Source organism: Nocardia sp. NPDC050799 (assembly GCF_040654015.1).
Lineage (GTDB): Bacteria > Actinomycetota > Actinomycetes > Mycobacteriales > Mycobacteriaceae > Nocardia.
Genome location: NZ_JBFAHF010000005.1, coordinates 114085 through 129959, shown reverse-complemented (window position 1 = coordinate 129959; position 15875 = coordinate 114085). Strand labels below are relative to the sequence as shown.

General features: G+C 70.5%; 14 protein-coding genes and 1 riboswitch. Of the genes, 8 read left to right on the top strand and 6 right to left on the bottom strand.

From position 1 onward, the window contains the following. Positions 1-121 precede the first annotated feature (121 nt). Entirely contained in the window at positions 122-811 is a 690-nt protein-coding gene (cofC, locus tag AB0H42_RS07595) for a 2-phospho-L-lactate guanylyltransferase (RefSeq protein WP_357051312.1), read from the bottom strand. Between the two features lie 30 nt (positions 812-841). On the opposite strand from cofC, the gene AB0H42_RS07590 reads away from it, so the two are divergent. Beyond that, positions 842-1837 carry an NAD(P)H-dependent glycerol-3-phosphate dehydrogenase gene (locus tag AB0H42_RS07590; protein ID WP_357051309.1) on the top strand — a complete coding sequence of 332 codons (996 nt, stop codon included), beginning with the start codon at positions 842-844 and terminating at the stop codon, positions 1835-1837. A 55-nt stretch (positions 1838-1892) separates the two neighbouring features. Further along, positions 1893-3008, top strand: coding sequence for a D-alanine--D-alanine ligase family protein (locus tag AB0H42_RS07585; protein ID WP_357051306.1), 1116 nt, complete (start codon positions 1893-1895; stop codon positions 3006-3008). Positions 3009-3014: 6 nt separating this feature from the next. Here the strand turns inward: AB0H42_RS07585 and AB0H42_RS07580 are convergent, their stop codons facing one another. Further along, on the bottom strand, positions 3015-3605 hold the full coding sequence (locus tag AB0H42_RS07580; RefSeq protein WP_357051303.1) for a DUF3515 domain-containing protein: 591 nt from the start codon (positions 3603-3605) through the stop codon (positions 3015-3017). Positions 3606-3835: 230 nt separating this feature from the next. On the opposite strand from AB0H42_RS07580, the gene AB0H42_RS07575 reads away from it, so the two are divergent. From AB0H42_RS07575 to AB0H42_RS07560, 4 genes are read left to right on the top strand one after another with little or no spacing between them, the layout of a single operon-like run. Continuing rightward, the gene (locus AB0H42_RS07575) at positions 3836-4867 is read left to right on the top strand and encodes a thiamine-phosphate kinase (RefSeq protein WP_357051300.1); all 1032 of its coding nucleotides are present in this window, start codon (positions 3836-3838) and stop codon (positions 4865-4867) included. Positions 4868-4878: 11 nt separating this feature from the next. Next, entirely contained in the window at positions 4879-5562 is a 684-nt protein-coding gene (locus tag AB0H42_RS07570) for a uracil-DNA glycosylase (protein ID WP_357051297.1), read from the top strand. A 38-nt stretch (positions 5563-5600) separates the two neighbouring features. Continuing rightward, positions 5601-5840 (top strand): hypothetical protein, encoded by a 240-nt coding sequence (locus AB0H42_RS07565; RefSeq protein ID WP_030521824.1) that lies wholly within the window; start codon positions 5601-5603, stop codon positions 5838-5840. Between the two features lie 50 nt (positions 5841-5890). Further along, positions 5891-6754 carry an alpha/beta hydrolase gene (locus tag AB0H42_RS07560; protein ID WP_357051294.1) on the top strand — a complete coding sequence of 288 codons (864 nt, stop codon included), beginning with the start codon at positions 5891-5893 and terminating at the stop codon, positions 6752-6754. A gap of 55 nt (positions 6755-6809) precedes the next feature. Here the strand turns inward: AB0H42_RS07560 and AB0H42_RS07555 are convergent, their stop codons facing one another. The 3 genes from AB0H42_RS07555 to rpmB form a co-directional block, all read right to left on the bottom strand. Further along, positions 6810-7595 carry an enoyl-CoA hydratase-related protein gene (locus AB0H42_RS07555; RefSeq protein ID WP_357051291.1) on the bottom strand — a complete coding sequence of 262 codons (786 nt, stop codon included), beginning with the start codon at positions 7593-7595 and terminating at the stop codon, positions 6810-6812. 39 nt (positions 7596-7634) lie between these two features. Then, complete coding sequence (locus tag AB0H42_RS07550) at positions 7635-8102, bottom strand: GNAT family N-acetyltransferase (RefSeq protein WP_357051288.1); 468 nt, start codon at positions 8100-8102, stop codon at positions 7635-7637. A 169-nt stretch (positions 8103-8271) separates the two neighbouring features. Further along, positions 8272-8463 carry a 50S ribosomal protein L28 gene (gene rpmB, locus AB0H42_RS07545; protein WP_011210730.1) on the bottom strand — a complete coding sequence of 64 codons (192 nt, stop codon included), beginning with the start codon at positions 8461-8463 and terminating at the stop codon, positions 8272-8274. Between the two features lie 317 nt (positions 8464-8780). Here rpmB and AB0H42_RS07540 point away from each other — a divergent pair, with 317 nt between their 5' ends. Then, a complete protein-coding gene (locus AB0H42_RS07540) occupies positions 8781-10556 on the top strand; it encodes a DAK2 domain-containing protein (RefSeq protein WP_357051285.1) in 1776 nt (591 codons plus the stop codon). 48 nt (positions 10557-10604) lie between these two features. Continuing rightward, positions 10605-12863: an ATP-dependent DNA helicase RecG gene (gene recG, locus AB0H42_RS07535; protein ID WP_357051283.1), complete on the top strand. Its 2259-nt coding sequence runs from the start codon at positions 10605-10607 to the stop codon at positions 12861-12863. Positions 12864-13133: 270 nt separating this feature from the next. Here the strand turns inward: recG and metE are convergent, their stop codons facing one another. Continuing rightward, a complete protein-coding gene (gene metE / locus AB0H42_RS07530) occupies positions 13134-15401 on the bottom strand; it encodes a 5-methyltetrahydropteroyltriglutamate--homocysteine S-methyltransferase (RefSeq protein WP_357051280.1) in 2268 nt (755 codons plus the stop codon). 147 nt (positions 15402-15548) lie between these two features. Then, a riboswitch (cobalamin riboswitch) is annotated at positions 15549-15754 on the bottom strand. Positions 15755-15875: the final 121 nt, after the last annotated feature.

Here is a 15875-nt window from a genome sequence, read left to right as displayed (position 1 = left end):
ACAGGCGACCATGCATATGGCGTAGATGACTGTTATCTCGAGTTCACGCGGTGGCGGCTGCCCGTTGGTGCGGTCGAGTGGCTCCCGGCCACCGGCCGCGTGGTTCGGAGCGAAGGCGGAGTTACGCCTGACACACCTGGGTGACCGCTTCCCGGACGGGAGCCGGCCAGCCGAGTTCGGCGAGCAGCGCGGCGGTATCGGGGCCCGTCCCCAGTGCCCGCACCGCCGCCAGATCGTCGGCGGTATCGACATCGTGGCGCAGGCCGGGCCAGTCCCCGTGCAGCCGGACCGCGCCGTCGTCCCGGTGGTGGCGCGCCGAATCCCGCCCGAACCTGGGCCGCAGCGCGGTACCGGCCGGAGCCAGCAGCGCCGCGGTACCGGTGCCCGCGTGGTCGGCCACGAATGCGCGGAAGCCGCGGGCGGTCGCCAGGACCGCGGACAATTCCGGCGTGCGCAGGGCCGGCAGGTCGGCCTGCAGGGCCAGCACGGGCACGTCGCCGTGCCGGGCGCGCAGCGCGGCCGCCGCGGTGGACAGGGCGGTGTTGAGAGGATCGGAGTCGGTGGCGGCGCTGCGGGGTTCGGGATGGACGGTCGCACCGAGCGCGCGGGTCGCGCGGGAGACCACGGGATCGGGGGTGACCACGGTGATCGAGGCGATCTCCGGGGCCGCCGCGGCCGCACGCACGGTATCGGTCAGCATGGCCAGGACCAGGCGGGACCGCTGAGCCGGGGCCAGGACCCCGGCCAGCCGGCTCTTGGCGCTGTCCAGGGTTTTCACCGCGATGACGGCGTGCACGGTGTGCGGGCACATGGCCCCATCCTGTCATGGCATATTGGGCTGATGACGAGGGCGGCGGTACTGGGTGCGGGATCGTGGGGCACGGCATTCGGGAAGGTGTTGGCCGAGGCGGGAACCGAGGTGACCATCTGGGCCCGCCGGCCCGAAGTCGCCGAGGCGCTTGCCACCGACCACCGCAACCCCTATTACCTGCCGGGAGTGCAGTTGCCGCCCGTCGCGGCGACCGACGACTACGCGCGGGCACTCGACGACGCCGAAATCGTGGTCCTCGCGGTGCCGTCGCAATCCCTGCGCGCGAATCTGAAGGTCTGGGCACCGGCCATCGGCCCCGACGCCACGCTGCTGAGTCTGGCCAAAGGAATCGAGAACGGCACTCTACTGCGGATGAGCGAGGTGATCGCCGAGGTCAGCGGTGCCGCGCCGGACCGGATCGCGGTGCTGTCCGGGCCCAACCTGGCCAAGGAGATCGCCGCCGGGCAGCCGGCGGCCACGGTGATCGGCTGTGCCGATGCCGAACGAGCGGCCGCGGTGCAGCGCGCCTGCGTGACCGGTTACTTCCGGCCCTACACCAACACCGATGTGATCGGCTGCGAACTCGGCGGTGCCTGCAAGAATGTCATCGCTCTGGCCTGCGGGATCGCCTCGGGCATGGGTTTCGGCGACAACTCCCTCGCCGGGCTGATGACCCGGGGGCTGGCCGAGATCATCCGGCTCGGTGTGGCACTGGGCGCCGAACCGGTAACCCTGGCCGGGCTGGCCGGAGTCGGGGACCTCATCGCGACCTGTACCTCGCCGCTGTCCCGGAACCGCTCGTTCGGGCAGGTTCTCGGCAGCGGCGGGTCCATGCAGGCCGCGCAGGAGGCGACGCACGGCCAGGTCGCCGAAGGGGTGAAATCGTGCACATCGGTGCGCGCACTGGCCGCGGCGAAGAATGTGGAGATGCCACTCACCGAGGCTGTGCACCAGGTGTGCCACGAAGGACTGGCGGTGCAGACGGCATTGGAGAAGCTGCTGGGCAGGCAGATAAAACCCGAATAGCCACACCGGTGGTGCGGCACGGTTGGGGGAGGCCCCGGCAGGGTACGGTTCGGTCATGAACCGGATCAGGGTGGCCGTAGTCTTCGGCGGACGCAGCAACGAGCACACGGTGTCGTGTGTGTCGGCCGGTGCTGTGCTGCGGAACCTCGATCCGGCACGTTTCGACGCGGTGCCGATCGGGATCACCCCGGAGGGCACCTGGGTGCTGGCCGGCGGTGACGCCGCCGAACTCGGCCGGCACGACCGGACCCTGCCCTCGGTCACCGGCGGCGGCCGGGAACTGATGCTGGCCGCGGACCCGAGCCGGGCCGGGACACTGGTCGCGCTGGACGATCCGCACACCGTGCTCGAAGCCATCGATGTGGTGTTCCCGGTACTGCACGGCGCGTTCGGCGAGGACGGCACCGTGCAGGGCATGCTCGAAATGGCCGGTATCCCCTACGTGGGACCCGGGGTGCTGGCGAGTGCGGCCGGTATGGACAAGGAGTTCACCAAGAAACTGCTCGCCGCCGATGGCCTGCCGGTCGGTGTGCAGGTGGTGTTGCGACCGGGCACCGCCACCGTCACCCCCGCGGAGCGGCAGCGGCTGGGATTGCCGGTGTTCGTGAAACCCGCGCGCGGCGGTTCCTCGATCGGGATCACCAAGGTCACCGAGTGGGCCGATCTCGATGCCGCGATCGCCGCCGCGCGCGCCCACGACCCGAAGGTGATCGTGGAAGCGGGCGTCGTGGGCCGCGAGGTCGAATGCGGGGTGCTGGAATTTCCGGACGGCCGGGTGGAAGCCAGTGTGCTCGCCGAGATCAAGATGCCCGAGGATCTTGCCGATGCCGACGCCGGGGAGAAACCCGGTCCCGCCTTCTACGATTTCGACACCAAATATCTGGATGACGTCTGTGAATTCGACGTTCCGGCCAAACTCGACGACGAGGTGTCCGACCAGGTCCGCGAGATCGCGGTGCGCGCCTTCCGTGCGCTGGACTGCCAGGGCTTGGCCCGCGTCGACTTCTTCGTCACCGAGGACGGCCCGGTGATCAACGAGATCAACACCATGCCCGGGTTCACGCCGATCTCGATGTATCCGCGGATGTGGGACGAGACCGGGGTCGGTTACGGAAAATTGCTGACCACACTCGTGGAAACGGCCCTCGCCCGCGGTACCGGGCTGCGCTGACCACGCTCAGTTCGGCAGTTCGCCCGGGTCGATCGGGTGGGCCGGCAGTTGCGCGGTGACGGTATCCGATACCGCCTGCAGGGGTGTCGGGCCGGACCCGTCGGGAACTGTGAGGGCGAGATAGGTTTCGCGGTCCACCGCGAACCAGGTGGCCGTGGCGGCCGCGTCGTCGCGGATTTCGAACCACTGTACGTCGTTGACCACCTGTAACGGGGACGCCCGGTTGAACTCCAGGGGGCGGTCGAGTCCGCAGCGCAGCACGATCGGTTCGCCGCCGTCGGGCAGCTGCCAGGCCGTCGTCGCCGGCGGCACCGGTTCGACGAGGGTGGCGCGGGTGTACTCGCCGAGGTCGGCGGGCAGTGCGGGCAGCAGGGTGGCGCAGGCGGGACCGTCGGCCGCGGGCGCCGGAACCGGACCCAGCGCCAGCGGTTCGCGTTCGACCGGCGTGCGCGCGGCGATGAACGCCGCCACCACCACACCGATCAGCAGGGCGATCGGCAGCGCGACCGCGGTCGCGATGAGCGCGGGCGAATACCCGGTGCGCTCGCCGCCGTTGTCCGGGGTATCGGTGTCCTCGTCCGGCGATGTCCCCGGCATCCTCGGCGATCCTTTCGTCAGCGCGTACGCGGTGGGCGGGGCGCATGCCGGGGGTCCCGGCCGCCGCGCCTGGTCACCGGGCACAGGGTACCGTCGTGCGGGGAGCGCCGGAGTATCGGCCGGGCGCGCGGGATCGGGGATCCGCGGTGTCCGGGGTACGGCAGGCGGTGTTCCGCCGGTGGACACACGGCCCCGTTGTCGGGCCGGCGAGGCGGCGGCCGACGCCGCCGGTGGCAGCAGCGAGTGAGGAAGGGCCCACGATCAGTACAGGACCGACGGTGCGCGAGGTGGGCGAATTCGCCCTCATCGCCCGGATCAACGCGGGCCGGGAACAGGGGCCCGCCGTGCAGCTGGGCCCCGGTGACGACGCGGCGGTGCTGGCGGCGGCGCGCGGGCGCTATGTGGTGAGCACGGATATGTTGATCGAGGACCGGCATTTCCGGCTGGACTGGTCGACGGCCGAGGACATAGGCCGTAAGGCGATCGCCCAGAACGCCGCCGATATCTATGCGATGGGCGCCGAACCCGTCGGCTACGTGGTGGGCCTCGGGGTACCGGAACGGACCCCGGTGGATTTCGTGACCGGACTCGCGGACGGGTTCTGGGCGGAGGCGGCACGGGCGGGGGGCTCGATCGCCGGTGGGGATATCGTGCGCAGCCCGCAGGTGGTGATTTCGGTGACGGCCTTCGGTGACCCGTTGGGCGAAGAACCGGTGACCCGATCCGGTGCGCGGCCCGGCGGGCTCCTCGCGATCGCCGGACGGCCGGGCTGGTCGGCGGCCGGTTACGCCCTACTCGCGGGCGGGCACTCACCGGAGTCCGGTGCGGGCGCGGCCACGGCTGTCGCCGCGCACCGTGCCCCGCGACCCGCCTACGACCTCGTCCGTGCCGCCGTGACCGGCGCACACCCGCCGGTGGCGCTCACCGATATCTCCGACGGGCTGCTCGCCGATATCGGGCACCTGGCCGAATCCTCGGGAGTCGCGATCGATGTGCGTTCGGCGGCATTCCGCGATACCGAGCTCGCGGAATGCGCCGGTTTACTGGAAGCCGATGCGCGGCAATGGATTCTGACCGGAGGCGAGGATCATGTGTTCGCCGGGGTTTGGCCGGCCGGTTCACCGCCGCCCCCCGGATGGACCGTCATCGGCGATATCGAGGCCGGTCACGGGGTGACCGTGGACGGTGCGCGCTACCGCGGCCGGCAGGGCTGGGAAGCGTTCTCCGGGACGGACTCGGCGAATGTCGGCCACTCACGATAGGTTGTGCGGTCATGAGCACGAAACCACTCGTGGAAATCATCGATCCGGGCTGGGCGAAGGCACTGGATCCGGTCGCCGACCGTATTGCGGAGATGGGCGAATTCCTGCGTGCCGAGAACGCCGCGGGCCGCGGGTATCTCCCCGCCGGAGAGAATGTGCTGCGTGCTTTCCAGGAGCCGTTCGAAAATGTCCGGGTGCTGATCGTCGGCCAGGACCCCTACCCGACTCCGGGCCACCCGATGGGACTGAGCTTCTCGGTGGCGCCCGATGTTTCGCCGGTACCCCGCAGCCTGGCCAACATCTTCGCCGAATACACCAAGGACCTGGGCCATCCGACGCCGAGTTGCGGCGACCTGAGCCCCTGGTCACGCCAGGGTGTGCTGATGCTGAACCGGGTTCTGACGGTGACTCCCGGCAAACCGGCCTCTCACCGCGGCAAAGGCTGGGAGAAGGTCACCGAGCAGGCGATCAGCGCGCTGGTGGCGCGCGACGAACCGCTGGTGGCCGTGCTGTGGGGGCGGGACGCTGCCTCGCTGAAGCCGGCGCTGGCCGCCGCGGAAGTGCCCAGTATCGAATCCGCGCACCCGTCACCGCTGTCGGCGTCGCGTGGGTTTTTCGGCTCGCGTCCGTTCTCCCGGGTCAACGAACTGCTGGACGAACTCGGCGCCGAGCCGGTGGACTGGCGCCTGCCCTGAGCGGGCGTCGAACGAGAAACAAGATTGAGGAGCACACCATGAAACTGCGCGGCATCACTGCCTCGCTCGCGTTGGGCGCCGCCCTGACGGGGGCGGCCGGAGCGACGGCCGGAGCGGCCCCGCTGACTCTGGAACCGATGAGTCCGGCGACCGAGCCCGCGGCCCCGATCGCCGAGGATTTCACCTCGACCGGCTCGTCCACGATCTCGGCCTCGGTGAACGCCAAGGGCGCCTGCCTCTTCCAGCGGACCCTGAGCGCCATGGACCTGGACTGCTGATTCGTCCGTTCGTACGGCGTAACGCCCGCTTATTTGCGATGCTGAAAATCGTGAGTAATGCGAACAATCTGCTCGATCCCGTCCGGCTGCGGTTACGCGGCGGGGGCGGGATCGAGCTAGTTGCGGACCAGTACGGCCCGTCGGACGGCCCGGCCGTGCTCTTCCTGCACGGCGGCGGTCAGACCCGGCATTCCTGGAAACAAACCGGGGCGCAGCTCGGCGCGGCGGGGATCCGGGCGGTGACGCTGGACGCGCGCGGCCACGGTGACAGCCAATGGGCACTCGATCGTGACTACCGCTACGAGGCCATGGTCGGGGATGTACTCGCGGTTCTGGAACAACTGGGCGGTGGACCCGTGGCGGTGGTCGGCGCCAGTATGGGCGGGATCACCGGGCTGCTGGCCACGGCGGCCCCGGGCGGCGACGCGATCGGCGCGTTGGTCCTGGTGGATATCGTCACCCGGCCCGAGCCCGAAGGCGTCAATCGCGTGCTCACCTTCCTGAGCAGGAACCCCGACGGATTCGCCACCCTCGACGAGGCCGCAGATGCCGTGGCCGACTATCTTCCACACCGGCCCCGGCCCAAATCCACTGCGGGACTACTGCGTAACCTGCGTAAACGCGACGGCCGCTGGTACTGGCACTGGGATCCGGGCATTCTCGGCGACAAAGCCGCCGACCCCGACGAGATGGCCCGCACACTCGAGGGCGCGGCACGGGCACTCGATATTCCGGTGCTGCTGGTGCGGGGATTGCAATCGGATGTGGTGAGCGCCGCGGGCGCCGCGGAATTCCTGGAGCTGGTGCCACACGCCGAGCTGGTCGAGATCGGCAATGCCGCCCATACCGCCGCCGGCGACGACAACGACGCGTTCACCGAGGCGGTCGCGACATTCGTCACACGGTCTCGCTGACCGGGACCGGCCGCGGGCGGCGCGACGCGGTCCCGCGCCGCCGGGCCGGGGACGGTCAGCTCAGCCCGGAATAGTCCGGGGCGCGCTTGGCGAGGAACGCGTCCACACCTTCGCGGCCGGTCGGACTGCCCGCGGCCGCTCCTATCGCATCGCGTTCGGCGTCCAGCTGCTCGCCGAGGGTCGCGGTGGCCGACCGGCCGAGCAGTGTCCGGATCGAGGCGTAGCTCGCGCGCGGTCCGCGCGCCAGGGTGCGAGCCAGTTCGCGGGCGTCGTCGCGGACCGCCTCGTCGCTGTCGGCGATACGCGCCAGAATCCCGAGGCGCTGGGCCTCCGCAGCGTCGAGTACGGCGTCGGTCAGCAGGATCTCGCGGGCTTTGGCCGCACCTACCAGCCGGGGCAGCGTCCACGACATACCGCCGTCGGGGCTCAATCCGACCCCCGGATACGCGGGACGAATCCGGGTGCCCGGGCCACCGATCGCGATATCGGCCGCACAGACCAGGCTCATTCCGGCGCCCGCCGCCCAGCCGTGCACCGCGGCGACGACCGGAACCGGGGCGCTGTCCAGCGCCCGGACGAAAACGTGCAGGGTGTCGGCGAGCTGGTACAGGTGTGCGGAACGGTCCTGCGCCGCCGCGAAATCGCGCACATCACCACCGGCGCAGAAGTTCGGCCCCGCACCGACGAGTAGCACCGCGCCCACATCGGATCCGGATTCGTTCAGGGCGGTGGTTCCCGCGGTGACTCCGGCGAAATCCAGGGAGGTGCCCTTGGCCGCAGTGGACAGGGTGATCTCCAGGACGCCGTCCTCGATGCGGACGTACTCGGCTTCGGTGCTCATGGCCGCGACACTACCGAGCGGGCGGACCGGACGATATCGCTACCTACGTACCATCCGGATCTCGGTGGCCATGGCGAAGCGTTCGGCCCGGGCGGTGCCGTCCGGCACGAATCCGTATTTGGTGTAGAAAGCGCGGGCCCGCGGATTGCGTTCGAAAACCCACAGCGAACACGATCGGTCCGGTTCGAGCACCGCGCGGATCAACGCGTGCGCGAGCCCGGTGCCATACCACCGGGCGCGGACGTACATGGCCTGCAGTTCGCGTTCGGCGACCGCGGGTTCGTCGCGGGGCGGGCCGTACTGGGTGAATCCGGCGATCTCGGTGCCCGCCTCGGCGACCAGGAGCTGCCCGGAATGGTTCCGGGCGATCCGCTCCAAGTTCGCGGCGCGGCGATCGACATCGAAGGCGTCCAGGACGTGGTCGGGGACAAGACCTCGGTAGGCCTCACGCCAGCAGGCGATATTGCACTCCGCCAAGGCCCGGGCGTGTGCGGGCTCGACGGGCACGAGGTTCCAGGGCCCGGGCGCGGCATCCGGGGCCTTGCCGGTCGGATGCTCGGTCGTCTGGTGCTCCTCGGATCGGATACCGATACGACCTCGCCCCGGTCCTACACGGAGCCGGGACGAGGTCGTCGACAGAACTGAGGGTTGCGGGTGAAACCGGGTTGCCCGGTGCTCAGCCGCGGACCACCTTGCCCGCCTTCAGGCAGGAGGTGCATACGTTCATCCGGCGGGTGTTACCCGGGGCGACCTGCGCCCGCACGGTCTGGATATTCGGGTTCCAGCGACGGTTGGTGCGCCGGTGCGAATGCGAGACCGATTTACCGAAGCCGGGGCCTTTGGCGCAGACGTCGCAGACGGCAGCCATAGTCGCGAACTCCTTCATGTCATCATGGGGGACCTGCCACCGGTACAGCGGTCGATCCTGATCAATGTCGTCATGCCCGCCGACGAGCATCGGCGGATTCGATGACCATCGGACAGCGCCGACCGATAACGGCCGCGCCAGGCAACCCCGCAAGGGTAGCCCGACCCGCTGCGATCCACCAAACCGGGGTTGATCCATCAATCCGGAGCTTACCCGGCGAACCCACGCGCGGCGCCTTATACGCGGCCCGTCCCGGGTCGCGGTGTCGGGAGCGGCCGCTAACCTGGCGTTCGACTTATGCGACGACGAGGAACGAGGTGACGGTGCCCGAAACCCGGCAGGTGCGCGGCGAGGGTTCGCCGGCCACCGGATCCGCGGATGGCGGGCTGGGCGGGGCCGAACTTCTGGCCTGGGGCCATCTCAGTGTGGCCGCGCTCGAACAGCGGCGCGCGGAGATCGATGCGCTCAATGTCTTTCCGGTACCGGATTCCGATACCGGGACCAACCTCCTGGCGACCATGCGCGCCGCCGTCGCGGAAGCGCAGCGCCTGCCGTCGGGCACCGACGGGGAGCGGGGCCGGTCGGCCGCTCATCCGGTGGCCGCGGCACTGGCCCGGGGCGCGACCGCCGGGGCCCGGGGTAACTCCGGCATCATCGTGTCCCAGGTACTGCGGGGTATCGCGGACGCGACGGTGGACACCGGGTTGACCGAACAGACCTATCGGGCCGCATTGGCGCGGGCGGCCGCACTGGTCCGGGGGAGCCTGAGCGATCCGGTGGAGGGCACCATTCTCACGGTTCTCGACCGGGCGGGGGCCGCGGCGCACCGCTGCACCGAGCCCGGGCTGGCGGCGGTGGTGCGGGCCGGCGCCGACGCGGCGGCGCGGGCGCTGGCGGACACCCGCGACCAGTTGGCGGTGCTGCGCGACGCCGGGGTGGTGGACGCCGGTGCGCGCGGGTTGCTGGTACTGCTGGACGGGCTGGTCACCGTGGTGACCGGCGAAACCCCCGTGCGGGCCGAGTATCGGGCCGCCGAGCTCCGCATGCCGTCGGCCCGGCCCGAATCGGCGCAGCGCTACGAGGTGATGTACCGGATCGACGGGGCTCGCGCCGATCTCGCCGCCGAACTGCGTTCCCGGCTCGCCGCCCTGGGGGATTCGGTGGTGGTGGCCGCCGACGGCGCCGGCGGCTGGTCGGCACATGTGCACTGCGCGGACGCGGGTGCGGCGGTGGAGGCCGGGCTCGCCGTGGGCCGCCCGGTCGCAATCCGGATCGAGCACCTGATCGAGGACTCCGAACACGGGGACGGCGGGACCGCCGGGCACGGCGGCCCGCGCGCCGATGGCGCCGTGGTCACAGAGGTGCGCGAAGCTGCGAACAGCAGGCAGGTGCACGACCGGGCCGCCCGGCGGATCAGCGGACGCCTCGGTGAACCCGCCGATCGGGGAGTACTGGCCGTCGCGTCCGGTGCCGGCGCCGCGGCACTCTTCGAGGCGGGGGGTGCGGTGGTGCTGAACGCCGAGCAGACGCTGGAATCGGCGGTACTGCTCGCCGCCATCCGGCAGCTCCCGCATCGGGAAGTGCTGGTACTTCCCAATGGTGCGCTACCGGCCCACGAGCTGGTGGCGGTCGGCGCGGCGGCGCGCGATGCGCACCGGGACGTGCTGCTGCTGCCGAGCGCCAGCCTGGTGCAGGGCCTCGCGGCCCTGGCGGTGCACGATCGTGCCCGGATCGCCGTGGACGATGCCTTCACCATGTCCGAGGCGGCCGCGAGCACCCGCTGGGGTGCGTTGCGCCGCGCCCGCGGACGGGCGCTCACCATGGTCGGGACGTGCGCGCCCGGCGACGGGCTCGGCCTGGTGGGCCACGATGTGGTGGTGATCGACCGGGATACCCGGGCCGCGGGACAGACCCTGCTGGACCGGATGCTCGGGCTGGGCGGCGAACTGGTGACCCTGCTGGTCGGTGCGGACGCGCCGGACGGGCTCGCCGGCGACCTCGCGGGGCATATCGGTGCTGAATTCCCCGGTGTGGAGGTCACGGTGTATGCCGGAGGCCAGCAGGGCGATCTGATACAGATCGGTGTGGAATGAGTATCCGCCGGACCCGCCGCCGCGGGCCGTGGGGACAGGAGTAGCGCGATGGCGACACTGAGCGACCGGCTCGACCATCTGCTCGGCGCGAAGGCCGCCGCAACGCTGGCGGACGCGTTCGATATGGACACCGTGGAAGATCTGCTGCGTCACTACCCACTGCGCTACGCCACCCAGGGGCAGCCGCTCACCGAGGAGGCGCCGGAGGACGGGGCGCACATCACCGTGATCGGCCGGGTCACCAAGGCGGATCTGCGGCCGATGCGGCAGCGGCGCGGGTCGCTGCTGAAGGTGGTGCTCGATACCGGCGGCGGGCGCGGCGTGGATGTCACGTTCTTCAACGGTGACAAGGTGAAATACGCTGTCCGCCCGGGTGTCCGGGCGATGATGTCGGGCACGGTCAACTACTGGCGGCCCGGTCAGTGGAATCTCAGCCATCCGGGATATCTGATCCTGCCGGAGGCCGATGACGAGGCGTCGACCCTGACCACCGTGCGCGGCGGGGGTGACCTGCGCGGGATCGCGCAGAGTGCGAAGGGCGCGGGCGGGGTGGACATGTCCTTCTTCGATCGTGAGTTCATCCCGGTCTATCCGGCGACGGCGAAGGTGCAGAGCTGGGAGATTTTGGCCTGTGTCCGGCAGGTTCTCGACCAGCTCGACCCGCTCGCCGATCCGTTGCCCGCCGAGGTGCGCGACGAACGGGAACTGATGCCGGTGGGCGATGCGCTGCGCCTGATCCACCTGCCCGAAAGCACCTCCGATATCGAACGCGCCCGGGAACGGCTGCGTTTCGACGAGGCACTGGCACTGCAACTGGTCCTCGCCGAACGGCGGCACGAGGTGGCGGGCCGCACCGCCCGGGCCTGTCCGCTGCGCGGGGACGGAATCGTCGCCGCCTTCGAGGAGCGGTTGCCGTTCGAACTCACCGAGGGACAGCGCGGGGTCATCGGCGAGATCTCGGCGGATCTGTCCCGGGAGCAACCAATGCACCGGTTGCTGCAGGGCGAGGTGGGCTCGGGTAAGACCATCGTCGCGCTGCACGCCATGCTGCAGGTGATCGATGCGGGTCAGCAGTGCGCGCTGCTCGCGCCCACCGAGGTGCTCGCGGCCCAGCACTATCGGTCGCTGTGCGCGATGCTGGGCGATCTCGGGCAGGCGGGGGAGCTGGGCGCGGCCGATACCGCCACCCGGGTGACGCTGGTGACCGGTTCCATGCCGGCCGCGACGAAACGAGCCGCCCTCCTCGCCGCGGTGACCGGGGACGCGGGCATCGTGATCGGTACCCACGCCTTGATCCAGGACGCGGTCGAATTCTTCGATCTGGGCCTGGTGGTGGTGGACGAACAGCACCGGTTCGGGGTGGAGCAGCGCGACGCGCTGCGGGCCAAGGCGAAATCGGGTTTCTCCCCGCATCTGCTGGTGATGACCGCGACCCCGATTCCGCGCACCATCGCCATGACCACCCTGGGCGACCTGGAGACCTCCACGCTCACTCAGCTGCCCCGCGGGCGTTCGCCGATCCAGTCGAAGGTGGTACCGCGCCGGATGCATCCCAACTGGGTGGACCGGGCCTGGGAGCGGATCACCGAGGAGGTCGGCGCGGGCCGGCAGGCCTATGTCGTGTGCTCGCGGATCGGTGACGACGAGGACGGTTCCGGGGCGCGGGGCAAGAAAGCCCCGGAGAAGGAGGCCCCGTCCACCCAGGCCGTGGTGGACGTCTTCGACCGCCTGCGCACCGGACCGCTCGCGCGACTGCGGATCGGGCTGCTGCACGGACGGCTGCCGACGGATGAGAAAGACCAGGTGATGCGCGACTTCAATGCCGGCGATATCGACGTGCTGGTCTGTACGACGGTGGTCGAGGTGGGCGTGGACGTGCCGAACGCGACCGTGATGGTGATCGTGGACGCCGACCGGTTCGGCGTGAGCCAGCTGCATCAGCTCCGCGGCCGGATCGGGCGCGGAGCGCATCCCGGGTTGTGCCTGCTGATCACCGATGCCGCGCCCGGAGGTCCGGCGATGGCCAGGCTGGAGGCCGTCGCTGCCACCACCGACGGATTCGAACTCTCGGTCCTCGATCTGCGGCAGCGGCGCGAGGGCGATGTGCTCGGTGCGGCGCAGTCGGGAACCACCCGGTCGTTGCGCCTGCTATCGCTGCTCGACGATCTCGAGGTCATCACCGCCGCCCAGGAATTGGCCCGCGCTGTGGTGGAGCAGGATCCCGGGCTGACCCGGCATCCCGGGCTGGCGGCGATGATGCACGCCGCCGTCGATTCCGAACGCCTGGAGTACCTGGCCAAATCGTGATCGGGATGCACGGGAACCGTGCCGGGACCCTCGGCGTCAAACCTGGCAACGGAATCGCCGAGGGGAGAGGTTGGCGTCATGGAGGAAAGACAGGGGTGCCGGGCGGTACGGCGGGGTCCGTCCGCGCCGTCCCGGATCAGGCCGGTGCTGCGGGTGGCGCAGGCCTGCCCGCACTGTGTGGTCCGGCGGACGAAGCGCCGGGAACCCGGGACAGGGGAGCTGGAGGGCTGAACGGCCCGGGCCGCGCGCGAGGCGGCCCGGGCCGGGAATTCAGCGGACGTCGCGGGCGGCGGCCACCATATTGCGCAGAGATGCCTCCACCTCGGCCGGGCCGCGGGTCTTCAGGCCACAATCGGGATTGACCCAGAGACGTTCGGCCGGAACCGCTGCCAGGGCGGCGCGCAGGGACGCGGTGATCTCCTCGACGCCGGGCACCCGGGGCGAGTGGATATCGTAGACGCCCGGTCCCACCCCGGCGGTGAAGCCCGAGGCGGTCAGATCGTCCAGTACCTCCATTCGCGAGCGGGCGGCCTCGATGGACGTGACATCGGCGTCCAGCCCGGCAATGGCGTCGATCACCTCGCCGAACTCCGAATAGCACAGATGGGTGTGGATCTGGACGGAGTCGGCCACCCCGGAGGTCGCCAGCCGGAACGCGTGCACCGACCAGTCCAGGTACGCCTGTTGATCGGCTTCGCGCAGCGGGAGCAGTTCCCGCAGCGCGGGCTCGTCGACCTGGACGATCCGGATACCGGCGTTCTGCAGATCCACCATCTCGTCCCGGATCGCCAGGGCCACCTGCCGGGCCGAATCCGGCAGCGGCTGGTCGTCACGGACGAAGGACCAGGCCAGGATGGTGACCGGGCCGGTAAGCATGCCCTTGACCGGTTTGTCGGTGAGCGACTGCGCGTAGGTGATCCAGTCCACCGTCATCGCGGCCGGGCGGAAGACGTCACCGAACAGGATGGGCGGGCGCACGCATCGGGTGCCGTAGGACTGCACCCAGCCCAGATCGGTCGCCGCGAATCCGTCCAGCTGTTCGGCGAAGTACTGCACCATATCGTTGCGTTCCGGTTCGCCGTGCACGAGGACATCGAGCCCGAGTTTCTCCTGCAGCGCGATGACCTCGCCGATCTCCGCCCGCATCCGCCGCACGTACTCGGCCCGGTCGATCTCTCCGGACCGCAGCGCCGCCCGGGCCAGCCGGATGGCCGAGGTCTGCGGGTAGGAGCCGATGGTGGTGGTCGGCAGCGACGGCAGGTGCAGGCGCTCCCGCTGGAGGGTCCGGCGCTGTTCGGCCGGAGCCCGCCGCGCGGCGTCCGGGCCCAGGGCGGCCAGTCGCGCCCGCACCTGGGTGTTGCCGATCCGTGGATCGGCGCGGCGGCTCGCCGCGGCGGCACGGGCGGTTTCCAATTCCGCGGTGACCGCCTCGGTGCCGGAGTGCAATCCCGTCGCCAGCACGCGCACCTCGGCGGTTTTCTCGGTGCCGAAGGCGAGCCAGGAGCGCAGCGCGTCGTCGAGCCGCGTCTCCACCGCCAGCGAGTACGGGATGTGCAGCAGCGAGCACGAGATGGAGACGGCCAGGGCCCGCACGCTGCCCAGCAGGGTGGCCAGCGTCGACAGCGCGTCGTCGAGGTCGGTGCGCCAGACATTGCGGCCGTCGACCACACCCGCGACCAGCAGTTTGCGCGACAGCGCGGGGACTGCCGCCACCGCGGCGACATCGGTACCCGCGACCAGATCGAGGGCAATACCTTCGACATCGGTGGCGGCCAGTGCTTCCAGTGCGGCGCCCGGATGCCCGAAATAGGTGGCCACCAGCACCGCCGGCCGCTGCGCCGCCGTGGTGAGTTCGGTATAGACCCGGCGGACCGTCGCCAGTTCCGCCGGGGTGAGATCGGTGACCAGCGCGGGCTCGTCGAGTTGTACCCAGCCCGCGCCCGCGTCGGCGAGCAGCCGCAGCAACTCCCGGTACAGCGGGACTAGTTCGTCGATCCGGTCCAGCGCCGCGCCGCCGGTGGTCTTGGCCAGTTTCAGGAAGGTGACCGGTCCGATGACCACGGGCCGGGCCGGCACTCCGAGCTCGATCGCTTCGGCCACCTGCGCCAGCAGGTCTTCCGGATGGAGACCGAAGGTGGTGTCCGGACCGAGTTCGGGCACCAGGTAGTGGTAGTTGGTGTCGAACCACTTGGTCATCTCCAGCGGTTCCACCGCCTCGGTTCCGCGTGCGGCGGCGAAGTAGCGGTCCAGCCGATCCGTGATCCCGGCCACCCGGGCGGGCAGGGCACCGAGGAGGACGGCGGTGTCGAGCATCTGGTCGTAGTAGGAGAAGGTGCCGACGGGGATCGAATCCAGGCCGGCGGCGGCCAGTTCTGCGTACTGGTCCCGGCGCAGCGCGCGGCCGGTCTCGTGCAGCTGCGCCGCGTCGATCCGGCCCGCCCAGTAGGACTCGGTCGCGCGTTTCAGTTCCCGGCGGGGCCCCACCCGGGGGAGTCCGAGAACCGTTGCGGTGAACGGGTGGTGCGAAATAACAGTCACGGTGTGCTCCAGTGCTGAAGTTCGACGGACGTCGCCCTTCCCGGGCGCACAACACCGATGAGACCCCGAACGACCCGTCCGTGCGGTCGGGTCGGATGTCAGCACTGGTGGCGGCGCCCGCTCCACGAGGCGACGGCCACCGGATACGGCGTATCCGGTACAACCGGCAGGTCTTCGGACTCGCGGGCACCGGCCTGTCGGCCGACCTACTGGCCGTCGCTTCCCAGGCGTGCTGCCCAGTGCTGATGACGGCGGTCGTTCCTGCTCACCGCTGCGGGACAGTTCCGGATTTCCACCGGATTCCCTCTCACCCGCGTGGTGCGGGCTTCGGCGCCGGGGGCGGACGTTCGGGGCTCCTCGTCGTCCGGCCGGCGGACCAGCTGCGGGTCCACCATAACGCGGACGCACCGAGCCCGCCCGCGGCGGCTCGAACAGCGTCCGGCTTCGCACATCTTCGCAAGAGGCCCGGACTGC

Excerpts from the sequence above, each read along its gene's own strand:
- AB0H42_RS07555 (WP_357051291.1), bottom strand. The coding sequence starts at position 7,595 with ATGAGCACCGAAGCCGAGTACGTCCGCATCGAGGACGGCGTCCTGGAG.
- recG (WP_357051283.1), top strand. The coding sequence starts at position 10,605 with ATGGCGACACTGAGCGACCGGCTCGACCATCTGCTCGGCGCGAAGGCC.
- AB0H42_RS07585 (WP_357051306.1), top strand. The coding sequence starts at position 1,893 with ATGAACCGGATCAGGGTGGCCGTAGTCTTCGGCGGACGCAGCAACGAG.
- rpmB (WP_011210730.1), bottom strand. The coding sequence starts at position 8,463 with ATGGCTGCCGTCTGCGACGTCTGCGCCAAAGGCCCCGGCTTCGGTAAA.
- AB0H42_RS07565 (WP_030521824.1), top strand. The coding sequence starts at position 5,601 with ATGAAACTGCGCGGCATCACTGCCTCGCTCGCGTTGGGCGCCGCCCTG.
- AB0H42_RS07580 (WP_357051303.1), bottom strand. The coding sequence starts at position 3,605 with ATGCCGGGGACATCGCCGGACGAGGACACCGATACCCCGGACAACGGC.
- cofC (WP_357051312.1), bottom strand. The coding sequence starts at position 811 with ATGTGCCCGCACACCGTGCACGCCGTCATCGCGGTGAAAACCCTGGAC.
- AB0H42_RS07590 (WP_357051309.1), top strand. The coding sequence starts at position 842 with ATGACGAGGGCGGCGGTACTGGGTGCGGGATCGTGGGGCACGGCATTC.
- AB0H42_RS07570 (WP_357051297.1), top strand. The coding sequence starts at position 4,879 with ATGAGCACGAAACCACTCGTGGAAATCATCGATCCGGGCTGGGCGAAG.